Consider the following 18,692-nt stretch of genomic DNA (forward strand, 5'->3'; position numbering starts at 1 on the left):
GGGACACAGTATCGAGCGGATGCCGCCACCCGGGCGCTCAGCCGCGCGGGCGGCGCCGGGCGCGGGGCGGATCCATTCCGAGGCGGATGCGCGTGCGCTTGCGCTCGATGACGATGAAGATGCTGCCCAGCGCCCACAGCGGCACCTGCATCAGGAACGCGAGACGGAAGGCATCGAGGTTGTACGTCGCGGGCGTTCCCGCGCCCTGCAGGTCGAGCGCGAGGCCGATCAGGAGGATCGCGAGGAGTGCCGCGAGGAAGCCGCCCGCGTTCGTCACCCCGGTCGCGGTGCTGAGGCGGTGCGACGGATTGTGCGTGCGGGCGTGGTCGAACGCGATCATCGACGCGGGTCCGCCGGTCGCGAGCGCCACGGCGAGCGCGAGCAGGAGCCACAGCGGCGCCGGTCCCGGGTAGGCGATCACGACGAGCCAGGCGACCGCCTGCACCGCGACAGTGGGCAGCACCAGCGCCCGCGAGCGCAGGTGCGGGATGCGCCGCGACAGCTCGCCCATGATGGGTCCGAGCGCCATGCCCACCACGACGTACAGCGACATGATCGACGCGGCCTCGGCCGTCGTGCGCCCCTCGCCCGCGGTGAGGAACGGCATGCCCCACAGCAGCACGAACGCGGTTCCCGCGAACGGCGTCGTGAAATGCGACCAGAAGGCCAAGCGGGTCCCCGGGTGCGCCCAGGCCGCACGGATGCCGACCCCGGTGTCCACCGACGACGTCACGACCCGGATCGCGCCGGTGTCGGTGTCGACAGACACATCCTCATCGCGGTCCGGCGGGTGGTTGCGGATGAGCAGGAAGACGAGGATCGCGAACAGCACGCCGAGCCCGGCGATGCTGCCGAACGTGATGGTCCAGCTGGTGGCGTGCAGCAGCGCCGCGAGCGGGATCAGCGCCACCAGCTGCCCCGCCTGACCCACGATGCCGGTGAGCTGCACCATGATCGGGCCGCGCTGCGCCGGGAACCACGTCGCGATGAGTCGCAGCACACCGGGGAAGATCGCCGCATCTCCCGCGCCCAGCAGCATCCGCGCGAGGATCGCCACGCCGACGCTGGGGGAGATGGCCATGGTCAGCTGTCCCGCCGCCATCAGCAGCATCCCGACCGTCATGATCGGCCGCGCGCCATACCGGTCGAGAAGGACGCCGATGGGGATCTGCATCCCGCCATACACGGCGAGCTGCACCACCGCGAACATCGACAGGGTCGCGGCATCGGCGTCGAATCGGGCCGCGGCGTCCACGCCGACCGCGCTCAGGGACGAGCGGTTCGTGATCGCGAGGACGTAGGCGGCGACGCCGACCGTCCAGATCACCCAGGCATATGCTCCCGGCCCCGTCGCGCGAGGACGGGACAGACTGTGCACCCTTCCACAGTAGTCACCGCGACGGATGCTGCCGCCCGCGCCCGCCCACTCACCAGGCCGTCCTGCGGGGTGAGCCGAGCTGCGCCTTGCGGCAGCATCCGTCGCCTGTCAACCCCCTCCCTGATACAGGTGGGGATGCGGGAGCGTAGGCGCGGGACTACTCGTCCCGATACAGGGGAGGGCCGCTCGCCGTGCCCCGGAAAGGACACCTCGCATGAGTATCGGAGCAGGCATCGCCCTCTTCGCCATCGGAGCGATCCTCGCGTTCGCGGTGAACGTGGAGGTCGAGTGGGTGAATCTCGACATGATCGGCTACATCCTCATGGGTGCTGGAGCCGTCATCTTCCTGATCGGCATCGTGCTCTTGGCGCGGCGCCGCCGCACGGAGTCCGTCACGCGCACCGCGGTCGACCCCAACGTCAACGAGCAGGTCACACGCCGGAGCACGAGCACGACGGACGACGCCGCCGGACTCTGAACGACTTTCCGGCTGCGGGCGCTGCGGTGCCCGCAGCCGGAGTCATGTGCGCAGGTGTTCGGAGGAGGTCTCGATCGACGATCGGAACGCCTCGACCCCTCGCATCTCGATCGGTGTGCCAAGTGCTGCGGCATGATCGCCGCGGAGAGACTCCCAGCGCTCGCGCGACATCACGAAGCGGTTGTGCAGAACGGGAACGCCTTCGCGAGCGACATGGAAAGCACCGTCGGCCTCATAGCCCACGCGCTGTGACACGGCATTGGACGGGGCGTTGTCGACGAAGGCGCCCGACGTCGCCTCTCGCGCCCCCAGGCCCTCGAACGCGAAGTGGAGCGCAAGCATCCGCATGCGGGTGCCGATGCCGCGTCCCTGATGGGCGTGACCCAGCCACGATCCCGTCGTCACACGGCGCAGCACCGGCCATTCGTTCGCCGTCAGGCCCTGAACGCCGGCCGGGATCCCATCGTGCAGGACCGCGAACTCGAGCACGAACGCGTCGGGGGAGATGCGATTGCGGATGCCCCACTGGAAGGTGAGAACACTCCGCGCGACCTCCTCCGCCGTGCCGCGCGACCAGGGGTGCTCGAACGGCATCATCTCAGGATCATGGATGCCTCGACCCGCGAGTTCTGCGAGCTGCACGAGCAGTGCGTCGTCGATCCAGCGGAGTTCGAGGTCGCCCGCGCGCACCGACACCGCGGAGGCGGGCCAGAGCCGGGCGAGCGCGTCGGTGTGAGGCATCCCGGAAGTCTGACAGACGGCTGGTGTCGGGAGATAGAGTGACCATGCGCCCACTACGAACGGGCGACTGCCCACTAGGAGTCCGAATGCCCACTGGTCATGCGCTTCACGATGCTCGCGGCGTCCTGCTGGATGCGGGGGTCAGGATCCTGGCCGCACACGGCGCAGCCGCGCTCACCAGCAGGTCGGTGACCGAGGCGTCCGGCGTCGCGAAGGGTGTGCTCCACCGCCACTTCGAGGACTTCGATGCCTACGTCGCAGCGCTCGTCGCGGAGGAGGCCACCCGCATCCAGGCGATCGAGCCGCGCGTGGCGGACTCCGCCGCGGCGGCGGCCACGGATGTGATCGAGCAGACCTTCACACCGACGATGCTCGGACTCGTGAGCCTCGTCATCGGCCGCGACGGCGTGCGGCGGCGCGTCGGCGACGGTTCGCCCGGCATCCCGCTGCTCGGCGATGCGACGGCGGCGGTCGCGGACGTCCTGGCCGCGGGTCGCGAGGTCGGGTGGATCCGGAAGGACGCCGACGTCCCCGTTCTGGCATTGGCGCTCGCGGGCAGCGCCTATCTCCTGTCTGCGGGAGCGTCGGGCGCCCTCCCGGATCACGACGCCGTGAGGGAGGTCGTCGAGTCGATCCTCGCGGCGTCCCTCTGAACCCGCCGGAGAGCGACCGATCTCTACTCGCGCTCGACCGGCAGCCACAGCTCGCACGTCGCAGTGCGGAAGTCAGGGGAGCGGTCGAGCACCGCCACGATGGACGGACCCGGCCGCAATCGCCAGGGGTTCGACGGGAACCAGTCGCTCGCCGTCGCGGCCCAGGTCGATTGAAGTGCGGCGGGGTACGGGCCTTCCGTGCGGAAGACCGCCCACGCGCCGGCCGGAACCTCGATCACGTCGAGATCATCGGGCGGGGAGGCGTCCTCACCGACCGCGACGCCGTGGAGGTAGGTCAGCTCGCTGCCCTCGGTGTAGTCGGGGTCGACGTCGGCACTCACCTGGAGAAGCCCCGCGGGCTCGGTGCTGCTCAGATCCTTGAGCCGGACGTGCTCGGTGACGGGCAGGGCGGCGATGTGGGCCTGGATGTGCGGATTGACGCCCTCGTGGATGAGGGGCACGCGTGCGGCATGACCGATCAGCAGGAAGGCCGGTCGGTCGGCGATACGGGTGTCCATGGGTGTGTTCCCTTCTACGGTCAGGCGGAACCTGAGCTGCGGTTGCGATCGAAGGGGACCGCCGTCGCGGCGCACGTCAGCGGGGCTCGCCCCGTGCACCGCCCGGAACGCACGCCCGAACGCCTCGGCGGAGCCGTAGCCATGGCGCACCGCGATGTCGAGCAGCTCGCCGTCGCCGAGCACATCGGCGGCCGCGACGGTCATCCGCCGACGCCGGATGTACTCCGACAGCGGCATGCCCGCGAGCGACGAGAACATGCGACGCACGTGGTACTCGGTGGTGCCGAGGCCGGCGGCGAGCCCGGCGAAGTCGACGTCGTCCGACAGGTCGGCTTCGACGAGCTCGATCACCCGGTTGAGAATCGCGATCACGGTTCCTCCTTCGACACCCAGCCTCGTCGGGCGCGCACGGAAGCGCCCGACTATCGCGGTTCGATTCGATCGTGCCGCACCGGGCGTCAGAAGGGCGGGTCCTCCGGCGGTTCTGCGATCCGGTCGAGCAACGCGCGGACGCGTTCTCGCAGACCGGCGAACGGGTTCGTGGTGCGATGCCCGCTCGGGAACGCGACCTCGATGCTGCCGTCCTCCCGCCTCTGATGCCGGAGCAGAGTGGTGTCTTTCAGCGCGTGGTCGGGGTCGCACAGCGGATCGAGATTGGCGATGTCGGTCTCACCGCGACCAGGGCCGTGATAGGCGCAGTGGTGATCGATGTCTCCATCGATCGCGAGCCGGTCGCAGCCGTCGCGCGAGCACGTGCCATGCACCAAGGCCAGCCACTCTCGTTGCGCACGGGTGGCCTTGCGGGCTCGCCGGTCCATATCGAGGATGACGCCGGTGACCGGGTCGGTGATCACCCTTGTGAATGCGCCGGCGTCGAGCAGCATCTGCCGGGCGGTGGCATCGTCGATGGCCCCGACTCCGGGGATCAGGCAGTCACTGTTCAGATCGAGACCCACCACCGCAGCGGAGGGCGCCGGGACGCGCACGCTCGCCCGTGCCGCAGGAACGAGCCGGTCGAGGGGAACGGTCACGAGCACCTTCGACTTCACTCGAGTGACGTCGCCGCCGATCAACATGTCAGCGAACAGATCCGCACGGATCTGCCCTGTCGTGCGACCGTCGCGCTGGACCGCAGGCATATGCTTCGCCGTCAGCCAGAGTTCGCGGTCGAAAGCGTGTGCACGATCCGTTGTGACCATCGCGTATACCCACGACATGCCGTCGGCGACGTCCTCGACGTACACCGTGCGTCGAGCGAAGGCGGCTGCGTGCCGCTGCGTGCGGGTGCACGCCGTCAGCCGGTCGGCGACCAGGCGAGCTTGCCGGCGGGTGCCGCTGACCGTGGACGACACGGCGATATCGCGCATCAGCTCATCGAACGCGCCGCTCACATCGGGGACACTCTCGATGAGCGGCAACTGGGCGAGTACGGCCTTCACGTGCGCGATCGATATCAGCCCATCGCGCGCGGCCTGCCAAACGCGGGGGAGTTGCGCGAGCGCCCGTTGCGCCACGGCCGCCGACGACCGCACTTCGCCCTCCGTGAGCCGCAGCCGCGAAGACGCCTCGAGAGCTGCGCACCGCTCCGCCAGCGTGGCATCGCCGCCGAGCGATGGAAATCCTCCGGCCAGGCGCGGATCGAAGTCCACGTTCACGTACAGCTCAGGACGTGCGCGCGCGAAGTCGAGCAGATCGGCGAGATGCTCGCACTGCCGCGCTCCGCGCCTGTTCGCCTCGAACTGCGCCGACTCCGCGTCCCACAACAATTCCTTGAGCACGAACGCGTCGCCGACACGCTCAACGGTGGGCGACGAGGTTTCCATGCATCAAGATGAGTACATATCTTCTATTCTCGATAGATCCGACCCCAGTTACTATCGAAGCTGCGATGCCCGACCAAGCCCAGCGAGTGCACCGACTGCAGCCATCGAGCCCCACTGCACCTGCGAGAGCAGCCCCGTACGCGCTGGTCGGTCCTCAATGGCGAATCCGCGGCTCGGAACCTGTAGACGGGGGAGAAGCTCATAAGCCGTCCAGGTCAAACCACCTGTCGATGCGATCGAAAAGACCGCCAGGAGATTCCGCGTCGCGTCGCGAGCTTCCAGCGTGCGGGATCGACAGCGCCCGCGACAGCCGCCACGTCGTCCCATCGACCGCGTGCGCACGACGCCGCAGAGGCCCAGCGCCGGTGCGATCGATCTCACGAACCGCAGGCCAGCAGGGATTTCAGGGGAGAGTCGTGAGGTTCATGCTTCGCCCGGCCTGAAAACGAGTTGACATAATGTGCATTATCGGCGCGCTGAGAAGCAGGGCGAACGGAACCCCTTCCGGGCCCCCACGCCAGAAGGGGTTCTCAGAAGGGGTTCATCACAGAAGTTCGCCCACGCGCTCCCTGCTCGCGGATGAATTCGCCGCACAGCACCGCAGAGTCAACCGGATGACTTTCCCTGACCGTGTTACACCGCTGTAGTTCCGTCGCGCGCCGCGGGTCGCCGCATCCGTCGTCATCCGGCGAATTCGCGGATGAACAGCGTCTGGGCGACGATCATCCGTTCGATCTCCTTCGGGTCGACCGATTCGTCGGACGCATGGATGCGCGCGAGGGCGGTGTCCTCGGCGCCCCACAGCACGATGGCCGCGTCGGGAGCGATCTTCTTGAACGACGCCACGAGCGGGATGGATGCGCCGCTGCCGATGGACTCCACGTCGGCACCGTACGCCTCGCGCAACGCGTCCTCCGCGGCGACGATCGCCGGGTGCGACTCGTCGACGGCGAACGGATGCCCCACCTTGACCTTCTCGACGATCACTTCGGCGTTCCACGGCCGCTGTGAGCGGAGGTGCGCCATGAGCGCCTCCAGCTGGGCGTCGCCGTCGGAGCCCGGGATGATGCGCATCGACAGCTTCGCCTTCACCTCGTTGAGCAGCACGTTCGACGCCTCGGTCGTGTTCGGCAGATCCATGCCCAGGACGGTGACAGAAGGCTTCGCCCAGATGCGGTCCGACAGCGAACCCGTCCCGAGGAACTCGACGCCCGGAAGGATCGCCGAGCCGCCCCGGTACACGTCCTCGTCCATCTCCGCGCCATCCCAGTGGCCGCTGTCGACGCCCGGGATCACCGTGTCGCCGTTCTGATCGTGCAGCGTGTCGAGGATGCGGATCATCGCGGTGAGGGCGTCGGGCGCCGCTCCCCCGAACTCCCCTGAATGCACCGGGTTCGCGAGCGTCCGCACCGTGACGGTGCATGCGACATCGCCGCGGAGCGCCGTGGTGAGTCCCGGCCTGCCCGGCGCCTGCGGGCCGATGTCGGCGATGACGTACGCGTCGGCCGCGAACTTCTCGGGGTTCGCCTCGACGAAGGCCTCGAGGTGCGAGATCGTCTCCTCCTCCCCCTCGACGAGGATCTTCACGCGGCACGGGCGGTCGGTGCCGAGCAGCCTGAGGGTCGCGTAGTGGATGACGAGCCCCGATTTGTCGTCGGCGGCGCCGCGGCCGTAGATGCGCCCGTCCTCCTTCGTGACCGGCTCGAACGGCGGGGTGGACCAGCGCTGACTCTCGGGCGCCGGCTGCACGTCGTAGTGGGCGTAGAGCAGCACCGTCGGCGCGCCGTCGGGTCCGGGGAGATCCGCGAACACACAGGGATACCCGTCGGGGACCTCGACGAGCGACACACCGGTCGCACCGGCGGCTTCGAAGAGCTCGACCACGGCCCGGCCCATCTCGTGAACGGGCTCGGGATCGAAGCCCGGGAAGGCTACGGACGGGATCCGCACCAGGGTCTCGAGTCGTTCGATCACTTCGGGCATGAGCGCGGCGGCGCCCTCCGCGGTCTCGTTCGTGTCGGACATGCTTGCCCCTCTCCGCGCGCGGACGCGCTCAGACGCCGGTGGTCCCCGGCCGGGTTCAGGCCGGGATGATGAGCTGGATGAGCAGGCCCGAGGCGACGACGGCCACCCACGACACCAGCATCGGGATCGTGAAGGAGTGCCAGACGGGGACCTGGGTGAGCTTCGTCGAGCCGGTCTGGTCGGTCTCGACCGACGCGATCTGCGAGCCGTTGGCCGGGAACAGCCAGACGCCGATGAGAGACGGCCACATCGCCGTGATCACTCCCGGCGCGAGCCCGGCGGCAAGCGCGATCGGGATGAGGGTGTTCGTCGTCGCGGACTGGCTGGTGGTGAGGCCGCAGACGAGGAAGAGCGCGACGGCCAGCAGCAGCGGGTTGGACTCGATCATCTTGCCGAGCGGCTCGATGATCGTCTCCTCGTTCGCCGAGATGAAGGTGTCGGCCATCCACGCGATGCCGAAGAGAGCGACAGCGGCGACATATCCGGCACGCAGCAGCGGCTGCTCGACCACGAGGGACGGCTTGACCTTGCGCACGAGGATGATCACGAGGGCGACCGTGAACATCACCATCTCGATGACCGGCGACATCCCGATCGGCACGAGCTCGCCCTCGTCGTTCGGGAATGCCGGGCGCAGCGACGGGAACAGGCCGAGCGTCACGACCAGCAGCGTGCCGGCGATGAAGATCCACGCCGCCGTCGCCCCACCCGGAGGCACGGGGTGATCGACGGGCTCCACCTTCTCGACCGCTCCCCCGGCGGAAGCGCCCGCGCTCGACGTCCCGGCCTCCGCGCCGCCGCCGACCTTCGCGGCGTAGGCGGCCCTGAGCGGGGCAGGCACCTCGACGTCCCCCTGTTCGACGCGCTTGAGGAACACCGGGTCATCGAGCAGGTTCTTGCCGATCCGCTGCTGCACGAACGAGGTCGCGATGCACGCGACGATCGCCGCCGGCACCGTGACCGCCAGGATCTGCGGCAGTCCGTACCCCGTGCCGTCCATGAGCACGAGATACGCCGCCATCGCCGCCGACACCGGGCTCGCGGTGATGCCGAGGCCGGAGGTGACCGTCGACGCCGCGAGTGCACGCTCGGGCCGCTGCCCGTTGCGGTAGGCGGTCTCGTAGATCACCGGGATCAGCGCGAAGAAGATGTTCGACGTGCCCGAGAGCACGGTGAACACGAACGCGACGAGCGGCGCGACGAAGGTCAGGCGCGCGGGATTGCGCTGGATGATCTTCGAGGCGATCGCCACGAGGTAGTCGATGCCGCCGGCGGCCTGCATCGCGGATGACGCGGTGATCACCGCGATGATGATGAAGAACGCGTCCACCGGAGGCGAGCCCGGCTCGAGCCGGAAGACGAAGACCAGGATCGCGGTGCCGACGACGCCCCAGAGCCCGAGTCCGATCCCGCCGGTGCGCACGCCCATGACGATCGCGCCGATCACCACGCAGGCCTGCAGGATGACGATCACTGTCTCCATCGAAACCCCCGAGTCGACTTCCGCTTAGCGCCGACGATAGCGACGCGCGGCACCGGCGTCGAGAGATTCGCAGGAAGTGACTTCCGTCACTCCCGCCCCACCGCGACCCGCTCGGGTCAGACGGTCCAGTCCCCGTCCCGCATGAGCACGCGGCCGGCCAGCTCGTTCGACTCGCGCCACGCCTGGATGCGCGTCGGCCGCAGCACGAGGAACACGTAGCCGGGAACCCCGCGCGGGTCCCAGTCGGCCTGCGCCGCGTAGGCCTCGCCGAGCGATGCGTCGTCGTCCACGCCCGCCGACCGCTCGAGCACGACGTCGAGCATCGCCACGTCGCGCGTCGGGCCGACCGCGAGTCGCGCGACCCCGGACGCACCGAGGTTGCGCGCCGTCACCGAACCGCCGTCCAGCGCGATGACGGCCCGGTCTCCGATCCACGCGAGCGACAGCGGCACGAGATGCGGCGCCGCCTCGGGAGATGCCGTCGCCACCCACACATCGGCCGCCGGAGCCGTCAACGCCGTGAGCAGGTCGGCCTTGCGGGTCATGCGGTCACGGGGTTCAGGCATCCGTTGCTCCCTTGGTCTCGGCGGGTGTCAGTCTGTCAGACGGTGACGCGCGATTCGCTCCCCAGAGAACGATTTCCTAGGCTCGAAGCATGCTGGAGTCGCTCATCGGGTTCGTGGTGGTGGGCGTGGCGATCCTGGTGGGATGGATCCTCGGGCGCATCGACCTGCTCGGCGAGCACGCACGGCCGGTGCTCGCGCGCCTGACCTTCTTCGTGCTCTCGCCGTTCCTGCTGTTCGTCGTCCTCGCGCAGGCCGACGTCCACACGCTGTTCTCGGCGCTCCTTCCGGTGTCGGCGATCGCGGCCGTGGCGGTCATCCTCGTCTATGCGGTCGTCGCCCGTCTCCTCTGGCGGCGTTCCGTCGGCGAGACCGTGATCGGCGCGCTCAGCGCGGGTCAGGTCAACTCGAACAACATCGGCATCCCGCTGTCGCTGTATCTCCTCGGCAGCGCCGCGTATCCGGCGCCGGTGATCCTCATGCAGCTGCTGGTGTTCACCCCCATCACGATGGCGATCCTGGATGCCGTCACCACCGCGCGCGCATCGCTCTGGCGCGCCGTGGTCAGGGTGGCGACCAATCCGATCGTGGTCGGCTCCGTCTTGGGCACGCTCGTCTCGGTGCTGGGGATCGAGCTGCCGCCCGTCGTGATGGAGCCGGCGATGCTCATCGCGAACGCCTGCGTGCCGATCCTCCTGATCGCCTACGGCATCTCGCTGCACGGGCAGCGCGTGCTCGGCGCATCTGGGCGCCGACGCGACATCGTCCTCGCGACGACCTTGAAGCTCATCGCCATGCCGGTGATCGCCTGGGCGGTCGCCGAGTTCGTCTTCGGCCTTTCTGCGCATGACGTGCTCATCGTGACGGTGCTCGCCGCGCTGCCGACGGCGCAGAACGTGTTCAACTACTCGCAGCGGTACGACGTGGGCGAGACGATCTCGCGCGACACCGTGTTCCTCACGACGATCGGCTGCGTCCCGGTGCTGATCCTCGTCACCCTGCTGCTCGGCTGACACGCCTCCCGGGCTACGGCCGCGCGATCTCGTGCAGCATGCCCAGCACGAGCCGCATCCCCTCCCCGTCGCGCAGCACGGTGAAGAGCGTGTGCGTGCAGGAACGGCAACGGACGATCGCCACCGTCTCGTCGATCTCGACGACGGCCTCGGCGAACGGCGAGGCGTCACCACACCCGCCGCAGACGCCGATCAGCGCGGTGACGTCCACGCCGAACACGTCCCACAGCATCCCCGCCGCCGCGTTCCCGTCGACGACGCTCGCGGCGTTCTCGGCACGCATCATGCACCTCCGAAGCGTTCGGTCCTGATCCGGGCGGGCTCATGACCCAACCCGACGAGCGCGTCGGCGACGTGCTCGACGAACCCCGTGGGTCCGCACACGTACACGATCGGCTCCTGCCCCGGCTCCCAGGTCGCCGCGCGCAGTGCGTCGTCGTCCAGCCGCCCGACCGGATCCGTCCAGCCGTCGGGCGCCGCGCGGGTGTACCGCCACGTGACCCCCACTCCCCCGTCGCCGGTCAGTCCCGCCAGTTCATCGCGATATATCGCGTCATGCTCGGTGCGGACGGAGTAGAGCAGCCGGACGGATGCTGCCGCCCCGGCATCCGTCGCAGCCCGCACCATCGCCATCAGCGGCACGATTCCCGAGCCGCCGGCGATGAGCTGCACGGGCGCCTCTCCCCCCGGTCGCCACACGAAGTAGCCTCCGAGGGGTCCCTTGACCTCGAGCTCGTCGCCGGGCAGCACGTCCTCGACCAGATACGGCGACACCTCGCCGTCGGGGATCTCGTCGACCGCCAGCTCGATCGTCTCGGCGGGGCCGTACGACCCGAGCGAGTACGACCGCACCGCCTGGTAGCCGTCTTCCGCGGTGAGCCGGATGTCGACGTGCTGACCCGCCGTGCTGCCCGGCCAGCCCGGCACCTGGAGCCGCAGGATGCGCGCCGACGGTGTCGCGGGCAGCGCCTCGAGGACGCGGCCCGGCCGCCAGCCGCCGACCGTCACCAATACCGCTCCTCGGTCCACGGATCGCCGTGCATGTTGTAGCCGTTCTGCTCCCAGAATCCGGGCTCGTCGTCCTGCATGAGGGTGAGCCCGCGCACCCATTTCGCGCTCTTCCAGAAGTACAGGTGCGGCACGAGCAGCCGCGCCGGCCCACCGTGCTCGGGGTCGAGCGGCTCGCCCTCGAACTCGAACGCGACCCACGCCTTGCCGCCGAGCAGGTCCTCCATGGGCACGTTGGTCGTGTAGCCGCCGTAGGAGTGCGCCATGGCGAACTCGGCGTCGGTCTCGACCGTGTCGAGCAGGGTGTCCAGCGACACGCCGCGCCAGGACGTGCCCAGCTTCGACCACCGCGTCACGCAGTGGATGTCGGTGTCGACGTCCTCGATCGGCAGGGCCATGAACTCGTCCCACGTCCATGAGACCGCGTCGCCGCCTTCGGTGCGGATGCCGAAGCGCCAGTCATCCTGCTCGATCCGCGGCGTCGGACCGGCCGACAGCACCGGGAAATCCTCCGTCAGGTACTGCCCGGGCGGCAGCCGCGGATCGCTCTCGCGGCGACGCGCTCCGAACCCTCTCGACACGACGGCCATCGAAACCCTCCTCCTGCACGCCGCGCCGGGCGCGCACGCTCACGGTCACGCACGCTCACGGTAGCGCGCCGCGACCCGCGGAGGCGATGGGCATCGGGCAACACACGTTCACGGTCGCTTGCAAGTTCGATGTGGGGTCTAAGCTTTAGCCGCACCACGTACAGGGAACTCTCAGAAAGGCCCCTCATGTCCACTGCATCCGAAGCCGAGAAGTCGGCCGTCAACGGAATCCGCACGGCGCTCGGCGTCGGCGGCGTCCTCGCCATCATCGTCGGCATCCTGATCCTGGTCTGGCCGGGCAAGACCGCCGCCGTCATCACGGCGATCATCGCGATCTACGCGATCGCCGCCGGACTGGTCTACGCCGGTCTCGGGATCTTCTCGAAGACCAAGGGCGGCTGGGCCCGCGTCGGCCACATCGCCCTCGGCATCCTGTTCATCATCGCCGGCGTCGTGGCCCTCTTCAACCTGGGTCAGACCACCGCGTGGCTCGCGCTGTTCCTCGGCATCCTCATCGGAATCATGTGGATCGTCGAAGGCATCGTCGCGCTGTCGACGCTGGGCGACGCGTCGTCGAAGGGCTGGTCGATCTTCTTCGCCATCCTGAGCATCATCGCCGGTATCGTCGTGCTCTTCGCGCCGGTCTGGGGCGTCGCGATCCTCTGGTGGATCCTCGGCATCTCGCTCGTCGTGCTCGGCATCATCAACGTCGTCCGCGCCTTCACCTTCAAGGGCGACATCTGATCCGCGCCTGAAACGTCGTCGGCCCCGGGAGCTTCCGCTCCCGGGGCCGACTCGTGTCTGTGCTCGGTTCAGCCCACCGGCAGGTGCCGGTTCCACCAGTCCAGCACCGCATCGAAGCGCTGGACGCGGTGCCGCGGCTGACCGGCGCGCGTGAGCTCGTGGTTCTCACCGGGGAACACCAGAAGCTCGGCCTCGGTCCCCTGGCGCTTGAGCGCCGAGTAGTACCGCGTCGCCTGCTCGAGCGGGCACCGGAAGTCGAGTTCCGAGTGCATCACCAGCGTCGGCGTCGTCACCTGGCCGACGACGGCCATCGGGCTCTGACGCGCGATGTCCTCGATCGAGACGCCCACGTACTCGTCGCCGAAGAACGAGCCGATGTCGCTCGTGCCCTGGAACGAGAGCGGCTCGAGGAAGCCGCGCTCCACGATCGCACCCGCGAACCGGTGGTCGTGCGCGATGACCCACGCCGTGAGGTATCCGCCGTACGAGCCGCCCTGGACGCCGACACGGTCGCCGTCCAGGCGGGCGTCATCCGCGATCGCCCCTTCGAGGAAGTCGATGATGTCGGCGAAGTCGACCGTGCCCATCTGCTGACGGATGCTGCGCCCGTGCGCCCGTCCGTAGCCCGCGGATCCGCGGGGGTTGGAGTAGACGACGGCGTATCCCGCATCGACGAGCACCTGCGTCTCGTCGAACAGGTGCACGCCGTACGAGGCGAAGGGTCCGCCGTGGATCTGCAGGATGACCGGGAACGGTCCCTCGCCCTCAGGCGTCGCGACCCATCCGTGCACCGGGTATCCGTCGCGCCCGGTGACCGTCAGCTCCCGCGGGAGGGCGATTCCGGATGCTGCGGCCCGAGCCCCGAACGAGGTCAGCGTCCGCGTGGCACCGTCCTCGAGGAGCACGAGCTCGCCGAACGAGTCGGGCTGCGACACCGCTGCCACGATGCGGCCGCCGCCGGTGGCGTGACCGCCGACCTCGACATCGCCGCCGAGGAGCTCGGCGACCTCGCCGTCGCGCGTGACCCGCAGCAGTCGCACGCGGCCGCGCGCGGCGTCCTGCACGAGGAAGCCGTCGCCGTCCACCCGCAGGTGCCCGTCGCCGAGGTTCAGTTCGTCGGCATCGGTGATGCGACGCGCACCACCGTCCTCCACGAGCCACAGTCCGACGCCGGGGGCGATGAAGTCCACGCCGTCGCCGACCTCGTGCGCGAGGAGGGCGATCGTGCCGTCAGGGGCGACGACCGCCTCGTAGATCGCGATGCCGGTGTCGGTTCCCAGCACCTCACGCTGCCCGGAACCGTCCATCGCGAGGGCGATGAGACGGTCGCGCAGATCGCGGCGCTCGGACTCGATCTCGTCGGGAACGGTGAGGATCTCGCGTCCGTCGGCCGTGAAGACGACCCCGCCGTGGGATGCCGTGCCCTCCGTCAGCTGTCGCGCCTCCGCGGCGACCAGCGTCTTCTTGGGCGGCGTCTCGTCATCGGGGCGCACCGCCGATGCCGGCTCGTAGAACGGCTCGGCGTCCACAGTGGGCGCGGCGATCACGAAGACGTGGGCGGGCCGGTCGCCGATGTAGCCGAGGCCGTTCGCATGCCACCGCACACCGGTGATGTGCCGCGGCGCCTCGGCCGCAGCATCCAATCCCTCCACGCTGCCGTAGCGGCCCTTCTCGGGCACGCGCGCGACGAACGCGATGGTCGCACCGTCCGGCGACCAGGCGAAGTCCTCGACGCCCAGCACCGCGTCGGTCGCCTGCACCGGCTCGCCGCCGGCCGCGGCGACCACGTGCACCTGCGGCTTGCCCTTGGCGTCGCCGCGGACGAACGCGATGCGCGTGGCGTCGGAAGAGAGCTTGGGGGCGCCGTCGGCGGTGCCGCGCGTGAGGCGGCGCGGCGTGCCGTCGGGCAGATCGACGCGCCAGACCTGGCCGACGTTGCGGTTGGCAGCGATGTCGGGGCGCGAGGTCGCGAAGACGGCGAACGAGCCGTCGGCGGCGATCTCGGGACGCCCGACCGAGACGAGCGTCTCGATGTCGTTCGCCTTCATCGGGTCAGTCCGTCCCGAACGACGAGACGTCGCCGACGAGACGGGTGTTGTCCGCCGGCACCGGGTCGAGCGTGGCCTGCGCGACCTCGGCGGCGAACTCCGACACGTTGTAGAGCTTGCCCGCATCCTCACGGCGGGCGGCGATCGCGCCCGGGTTGGCCCGCTCCAGCAACGTCGCCGTGATGGTGCCCTCGATCATGTCGCCGGAGACGACGACGAACTCGACGCCGCGCTCGGTGAGCGCGGGGATGCGCTCGCGCAGGGCGTCCTCGCCGGCGCGCTTGGAGAGCGCGACCGGCTCGTACTCGGGCATCGTCGGGGTCGTGCGGATGAAGTGGGCCTGGTGGCTCGTGACGAAGACGACGCGCGAGCCGTCGCCGAGCAGGGGCAGCGCGGTCTCGAGCACGTTCACCTGCGCGTCGCGGTTGAGCAGGAGCGCGTAGTCCTCGGCCATGCCCGACTCCATGCCGCCCGACGCGTTGAGCACGAGGATGTCGAGCGAGCCGAACGTGTTCGCGACCTCGTCGAACATCGCCTGGACCGATGCGGGATCGGTGAGGTCGGCGCCGACCACCAGCACCTGGACGCCCAGCTCGCGCAGCTCGCCGGCGAGCTTCTCGGCCCGCGGAGCCTTGTTGCGGTAGTTGATGACGACGTTCGCGCCGGCCTGGGCGAGGTACCGGGCCGTGTCGGCGCCGATGCCTCTGGACGAGCCCGTGACGAGTGCGGTCTTGCCGCTCAGCGAGCTCTCGGGAAGCGGGGTCAGAGTGTCAGTCACGTGTAGACCCTACCTGCTAGGTTCGGACTGAGGAGGCTACCGTGGAGCTCATCGAGGCCATCGAACAATGGGCATGGATCGGCTGGCTGGTGCTGATCCTGGTGTTCCTCGTGATCGAGATGCTCACGCTCGGTTTCACGTTCCTCATGCTGGCCATCGGCGGCATCGCGGGCCTCATCGCCGACCTGCTCGGCGCGCCGATCTGGCTGCAGGTGATCATCGCAGCCGCGGTTGCAGCGATCCTCGTCCTCGTGCTGCGTCCGCCGCTGCTGCGGCGACTGCGCCGCGGCGAGGATCCGACGCCGTCGAACGTCGACGCCCTCATCGGACTGGGCGGCACGGTCGTCTCATCCGTCGGCGCGCACGGCGGCCAGGTCAAGCTCGCCAACGGCGACGTGTGGACCGCACGCACCGAGTCCGGAGACCTCGAGCCCGGCACGCGAGTGCGCGTCAGCCGCATCGAGGGCGCGACGGCGGTCGTCCGCTCCGACTCCCCTGAACCCCTCGCCCCCGCACCGGAGGATCGGCTCGCATGAACGACTTCACCTCGGCCATCCCGACGGCGATCGGGTGGATCCTCGCGATCGCGGTCTTCATCTTCGTGCTGGTCGTCATCTTCCGGTCCATCCGGATCATCCCGCAGGCGACGGCCGGCATCGTCGAGCGACTCGGCCGGTATCACAAGACGCTCGCCCCGGGTCTGAATCTCCTCGTGCCCTTCATCGATCGGCTGCGGCCGCTCATGGACATGCGGGAGCAGGTCGTCTCGTTCCCGCCGCAGCCGGTGATCACCGAGGACAACCTCGTGGTGTCCATCGACACCGTCGTGTACTTCCAGGTCACCGACGCCCGCGCGGCGACGTACGAGATCGCCAACTACCTCAGCGCGGTGGAGCAGCTGACCACCACGACTCTCCGCAACGTCGTCGGCGGCCTGAACCTCGAAGAGGCGCTGACGAGTCGCGACAACATCAACGGTCAGCTGCGCGTCGTCCTCGACGAGGCGACCGGCAAGTGGGGCCTGCGCGTGTCGCGCGTCGAGCTCAAGGCCATCGACCCGCCGCACTCCATCCAGGACTCGATGGAGAAGCAGATGCGCGCCGAGCGTGAGCGCCGAGCGACGATCCTCACCGCGGAGGGGTCGAAGCAGTCGCAGATCCTCGAGGCCGAGGGCCGCCGGCAGGCTGAGATCCTCAAGGCCGAAGGCGACAAGCAGGCCGCGGTGCTGCGCGCACAGGGCGAGGCCGAGGCGATCCAGACCGTCTTCGACGCGATCCACACCGGCAACCCCGACGACAAGCTGCTGGCCTACCAGTATCTGCAGACGCTCCCGAAGATCGCCGACAGCGCATCGAGCAAGCTCTGGATCATCCCGAGCGAGTTCACCGAAGCGCTCAAGGGTCTGACGGGCTCCTTCGCCGGTGTGATGACGGATGCTGCAGCCAAGGGTCGCGCGTCCACCCCAGGCGGCCCCGCCGCTGGAGGACCCGCGTCCGGCGGTCCCGCGATCGGCGGTGCGCCGCCCGCGGTCACCCCGCCCACCCCGTGACCCACCCCTGGTTCGAGGGACTCGCGACGCCGCGCGTCCTCGCCCACCGGGGCCTGGTCACGCCCGATGCCGCGCGCAGCGGCATCGTCGAGAACTCCTTCGCCGCGGTCGCCGCAGCGCACTCGGCGGGCGCCCACTACGTCGAGTCGGACTGTCACCGCACCTCGGACGGTGTCGTCGTCCTGTTCCACGACGACGACCTGTCGCGCGTGACCGGCGACCCGCGCAAGATCGCCGACGTGACGGTGCGCGAGCTCGAGCACCTGATGGCCGCGCGGGGCGGGCTCATCACGCTCGCACAGGCCCTGAACTCGTTCCCGACCGTGAGGTTCAACCTCGACGTGAAGGCGACGGATGCGGCGACCGCCGTCGGCACCGCGATCGCGCCGTTCGCCGACCGGGTGCTGGTGACGAGCTTCTCCGACGAACGGCGACGCGCCGCGCTGGGCGCGGCTCGGGCCGTGGGCGAGGCGTCGGGGCGCAGCATCCGTCCCGCCACCTCCGGTGGCCGCGGCACCATCGGACGCGTGCTGGCCGCCGTCTCGGCGCGCTCGGATCGGCTGGTCGCGCGGGCTCTGGCGGGCGTCGACGCGCTCCAGATCCCCGAGCGACAGGGCCGCCTGCGCATCGTCACGCCGCGGCTCATCGCGGCGGCGCACCGGCACGGCGTCGAGGTGCATGTGTGGACCGTCAACGCCCCCGACGACATGGTCCGGCTGGTCGAGATGGGTGTCGACGGCATCGTCACGGACCGCGCGGACATCGCGCTCGCCGCACTCCGATAACACGCGACGGTGGCCGGACTCATCCTCCGCTGTGCATCCACTGTGAAAGGTCGATGAACAGGGCCCCTTCGGATGATCCGCTCAGGTCACTTCGTTATACCTATACAGCGACGAGAGGACCACAAAATGGCAGACCGCAGTCTGCGCGGCATCCGACTCGGCGCCCAGAGCCTACAGAGCGAAGAGGGCGTCGTGTTCCATGAGCGCGCACAGCACATCTACACATGTTCCACGTGTGGACGTGACACGACTTTGACCTTCGCGGCCGACGCCGAGGTTCCGCCGGCCTGGGAGTGCCGCACGTGCGGCGCCGAGGCGCTGCTGCGCGTGGGTGACGGCACCGCCACCGTCGACCACTCCGGCGACAAGGTACCCCGCAGCCACTGGGACATGCTCCTGGAGCGCCGCACGATCCCCGAGCTCGAAGAGCTGCTCGAGGAGCGTCTCGCCTACGTCCGCGCCCGCCGTGGCGCCGGCGAGGCCGTCACGGTGGACAAGCTCAGCGCCTGATCCAC

Annotated in this window: 20 protein-coding genes; 8 read left to right on the forward strand and 12 right to left on the reverse strand. The window is 69.4% G+C overall.

The features are described 5' to 3' along the window. Positions 1-37: 37 nt before the first annotated feature. Positions 38-1,327, reverse strand: coding sequence for a nitrate/nitrite transporter (locus tag ACFC1K_RS14895; protein WP_375872196.1), 1,290 nt, complete (start codon positions 1,325-1,327; stop codon positions 38-40). A gap of 265 nt (positions 1,328-1,592) precedes the next feature. On the opposite strand from ACFC1K_RS14895, the gene ACFC1K_RS14900 reads away from it, so the two are divergent. Next, positions 1,593-1,856, forward strand: a complete 264-nt coding sequence (locus tag ACFC1K_RS14900; RefSeq protein ID WP_310246442.1) for a DUF6458 family protein — start codon at positions 1,593-1,595, stop codon at positions 1,854-1,856. A gap of 42 nt (positions 1,857-1,898) precedes the next feature. Here ACFC1K_RS14900 and ACFC1K_RS14905 read toward each other — a convergent pair whose 3' ends face one another. Then, on the reverse strand, positions 1,899-2,597 hold the full coding sequence (locus tag ACFC1K_RS14905; protein ID WP_375872197.1) for a GNAT family N-acetyltransferase: 699 nt from the start codon (positions 2,595-2,597) through the stop codon (positions 1,899-1,901). An 86-nt stretch (positions 2,598-2,683) separates the two neighbouring features. Here ACFC1K_RS14905 and ACFC1K_RS14910 point away from each other — a divergent pair, with 86 nt between their 5' ends. Further along, positions 2,684-3,250, forward strand: a complete 567-nt coding sequence (locus ACFC1K_RS14910) for a TetR/AcrR family transcriptional regulator (RefSeq protein ID WP_375872198.1) — start codon at positions 2,684-2,686, stop codon at positions 3,248-3,250. Between the two features lie 23 nt (positions 3,251-3,273). On the opposite strand, the gene ACFC1K_RS14915 is transcribed toward ACFC1K_RS14910, so the two are convergent. The 5 genes from ACFC1K_RS14915 to ACFC1K_RS14935 form a co-directional block, all read right to left on the reverse strand. Further along, positions 3,274-4,140: a GyrI-like domain-containing protein gene (locus tag ACFC1K_RS14915; protein WP_375872199.1), complete on the reverse strand. Its 867-nt coding sequence runs from the start codon at positions 4,138-4,140 to the stop codon at positions 3,274-3,276. Between the two features lie 86 nt (positions 4,141-4,226). Beyond that, positions 4,227-5,591 (reverse strand): DUF222 domain-containing protein, encoded by a 1,365-nt coding sequence (locus ACFC1K_RS14920; RefSeq protein WP_375872200.1) that lies wholly within the window; start codon positions 5,589-5,591, stop codon positions 4,227-4,229. Positions 5,592-6,272: 681 nt separating this feature from the next. Further along, the gene (locus ACFC1K_RS14925) at positions 6,273-7,616 is read right to left on the reverse strand and encodes a M20/M25/M40 family metallo-hydrolase (RefSeq protein WP_375872201.1); all 1,344 of its coding nucleotides are present in this window, start codon (positions 7,614-7,616) and stop codon (positions 6,273-6,275) included. Positions 7,617-7,671: 55 nt separating this feature from the next. Further along, positions 7,672-9,099, reverse strand: a complete 1,428-nt coding sequence (locus ACFC1K_RS14930) for an anaerobic C4-dicarboxylate transporter (protein WP_375872202.1) — start codon at positions 9,097-9,099, stop codon at positions 7,672-7,674. A gap of 116 nt (positions 9,100-9,215) precedes the next feature. Next, positions 9,216-9,665, reverse strand: a complete 450-nt coding sequence (locus tag ACFC1K_RS14935) for a pyridoxamine 5'-phosphate oxidase family protein (protein ID WP_375872203.1) — start codon at positions 9,663-9,665, stop codon at positions 9,216-9,218. A gap of 89 nt (positions 9,666-9,754) precedes the next feature. Between ACFC1K_RS14935 and ACFC1K_RS14940 the strand changes: the two genes are divergently transcribed. Then, positions 9,755-10,675, forward strand: coding sequence for an AEC family transporter (locus tag ACFC1K_RS14940; protein ID WP_310290666.1), 921 nt, complete (start codon positions 9,755-9,757; stop codon positions 10,673-10,675). A gap of 13 nt (positions 10,676-10,688) precedes the next feature. Here the strand turns inward: ACFC1K_RS14940 and ACFC1K_RS14945 are convergent, their stop codons facing one another. The 3 genes from ACFC1K_RS14945 to ACFC1K_RS14955 are packed head-to-tail and all read right to left on the reverse strand — an operon-like array spanning position 10,689 to position 12,273. Beyond that, positions 10,689-10,958 carry a DUF6510 family protein gene (locus tag ACFC1K_RS14945; RefSeq protein ID WP_375872204.1) on the reverse strand — a complete coding sequence of 90 codons (270 nt, stop codon included), beginning with the start codon at positions 10,956-10,958 and terminating at the stop codon, positions 10,689-10,691. Next, entirely contained in the window at positions 10,958-11,683 is a 726-nt protein-coding gene (locus tag ACFC1K_RS14950) for a ferredoxin reductase (protein WP_375872205.1), read from the reverse strand. Before ACFC1K_RS14950 ends, ACFC1K_RS14945 begins: the two co-directional genes overlap by 1 nt. Beyond that, the gene (locus ACFC1K_RS14955; protein WP_082496893.1) at positions 11,680-12,273 is read right to left on the reverse strand and encodes a sulfite oxidase-like oxidoreductase; all 594 of its coding nucleotides are present in this window, start codon (positions 12,271-12,273) and stop codon (positions 11,680-11,682) included. The genes ACFC1K_RS14950 and ACFC1K_RS14955 overlap by 4 nt, the downstream gene beginning before the upstream one ends. A gap of 186 nt (positions 12,274-12,459) precedes the next feature. Between ACFC1K_RS14955 and ACFC1K_RS14960 the strand changes: the two genes are divergently transcribed. After that, entirely contained in the window at positions 12,460-13,017 is a 558-nt protein-coding gene (locus ACFC1K_RS14960) for an HdeD family acid-resistance protein (RefSeq protein ID WP_056367218.1), read from the forward strand. Positions 13,018-13,085: 68 nt separating this feature from the next. Here ACFC1K_RS14960 and ACFC1K_RS14965 read toward each other — a convergent pair whose 3' ends face one another. Together ACFC1K_RS14965 and ACFC1K_RS14970 are read right to left on the reverse strand one after the other, a co-directional pair. Beyond that, the gene (locus ACFC1K_RS14965) at positions 13,086-15,065 is read right to left on the reverse strand and encodes a prolyl oligopeptidase family serine peptidase (protein WP_375872206.1); all 1,980 of its coding nucleotides are present in this window, start codon (positions 15,063-15,065) and stop codon (positions 13,086-13,088) included. A gap of 4 nt (positions 15,066-15,069) precedes the next feature. Then, positions 15,070-15,843, reverse strand: coding sequence for an SDR family oxidoreductase (locus tag ACFC1K_RS14970; protein ID WP_375872207.1), 774 nt, complete (start codon positions 15,841-15,843; stop codon positions 15,070-15,072). Positions 15,844-15,884: 41 nt separating this feature from the next. Between ACFC1K_RS14970 and ACFC1K_RS14975 the strand changes: the two genes are divergently transcribed. The 4 genes from ACFC1K_RS14975 (at position 15,885) to ACFC1K_RS14990 (ending at position 18,687) form a co-directional block, all read left to right on the forward strand. Next, on the forward strand, positions 15,885-16,379 hold the full coding sequence (locus ACFC1K_RS14975) for an NfeD family protein (RefSeq protein ID WP_310290653.1): 495 nt from the start codon (positions 15,885-15,887) through the stop codon (positions 16,377-16,379). Continuing rightward, positions 16,376-17,392: an SPFH domain-containing protein gene (locus ACFC1K_RS14980; protein ID WP_375872208.1), complete on the forward strand. Its 1,017-nt coding sequence runs from the start codon at positions 16,376-16,378 to the stop codon at positions 17,390-17,392. Before ACFC1K_RS14975 ends, ACFC1K_RS14980 begins: the two co-directional genes overlap by 4 nt. After that, positions 17,389-18,177 (forward strand): glycerophosphodiester phosphodiesterase family protein, encoded by a 789-nt coding sequence (locus ACFC1K_RS14985; protein ID WP_375872209.1) that lies wholly within the window; start codon positions 17,389-17,391, stop codon positions 18,175-18,177. Before ACFC1K_RS14980 ends, ACFC1K_RS14985 begins: the two co-directional genes overlap by 4 nt. 126 nt (positions 18,178-18,303) lie before the next feature. Then, positions 18,304-18,687, forward strand: coding sequence for an RNA polymerase-binding protein RbpA (locus ACFC1K_RS14990; protein ID WP_310290648.1), 384 nt, complete (start codon positions 18,304-18,306; stop codon positions 18,685-18,687). The last annotated feature ends 5 nt before the right edge of the window (positions 18,688-18,692 follow it).

Source organism: Microbacterium sp. NPDC056057 (assembly GCF_042266945.1).
Classification (GTDB): Bacteria; Actinomycetota; Actinomycetes; order Actinomycetales; family Microbacteriaceae; genus Microbacterium; species Microbacterium trichothecenolyticum_C.

Excerpts from the sequence above, each read along its gene's own strand:
- ACFC1K_RS14930 (WP_375872202.1), bottom strand. The coding sequence starts at position 9,099 with ATGGAGACAGTGATCGTCATCCTGCAGGCCTGCGTGGTGATCGGCGCG.
- ACFC1K_RS14900 (WP_310246442.1), top strand. The coding sequence starts at position 1,593 with ATGAGTATCGGAGCAGGCATCGCCCTCTTCGCCATCGGAGCGATCCTC.
- ACFC1K_RS14920 (WP_375872200.1), bottom strand. The coding sequence starts at position 5,591 with ATGGAAACCTCGTCGCCCACCGTTGAGCGTGTCGGCGACGCGTTCGTG.
- ACFC1K_RS14945 (WP_375872204.1), bottom strand. The coding sequence starts at position 10,958 with ATGCGTGCCGAGAACGCCGCGAGCGTCGTCGACGGGAACGCGGCGGCG.
- ACFC1K_RS14955 (WP_082496893.1), bottom strand. The coding sequence starts at position 12,273 with ATGGCCGTCGTGTCGAGAGGGTTCGGAGCGCGTCGCCGCGAGAGCGAT.
- ACFC1K_RS14925 (WP_375872201.1), bottom strand. The coding sequence starts at position 7,616 with ATGTCCGACACGAACGAGACCGCGGAGGGCGCCGCCGCGCTCATGCCC.
- ACFC1K_RS14905 (WP_375872197.1), bottom strand. The coding sequence starts at position 2,597 with ATGCCTCACACCGACGCGCTCGCCCGGCTCTGGCCCGCCTCCGCGGTG.
- ACFC1K_RS14910 (WP_375872198.1), top strand. The coding sequence starts at position 2,684 with ATGCCCACTGGTCATGCGCTTCACGATGCTCGCGGCGTCCTGCTGGAT.
- ACFC1K_RS14980 (WP_375872208.1), top strand. The coding sequence starts at position 16,376 with ATGAACGACTTCACCTCGGCCATCCCGACGGCGATCGGGTGGATCCTC.
- ACFC1K_RS14960 (WP_056367218.1), top strand. The coding sequence starts at position 12,460 with ATGTCCACTGCATCCGAAGCCGAGAAGTCGGCCGTCAACGGAATCCGC.
- ACFC1K_RS14935 (WP_375872203.1), bottom strand. The coding sequence starts at position 9,665 with ATGCCTGAACCCCGTGACCGCATGACCCGCAAGGCCGACCTGCTCACG.
- ACFC1K_RS14940 (WP_310290666.1), top strand. The coding sequence starts at position 9,755 with ATGCTGGAGTCGCTCATCGGGTTCGTGGTGGTGGGCGTGGCGATCCTG.
- ACFC1K_RS14965 (WP_375872206.1), bottom strand. The coding sequence starts at position 15,065 with ATGAAGGCGAACGACATCGAGACGCTCGTCTCGGTCGGGCGTCCCGAG.
- ACFC1K_RS14990 (WP_310290648.1), top strand. The coding sequence starts at position 18,304 with ATGGCAGACCGCAGTCTGCGCGGCATCCGACTCGGCGCCCAGAGCCTA.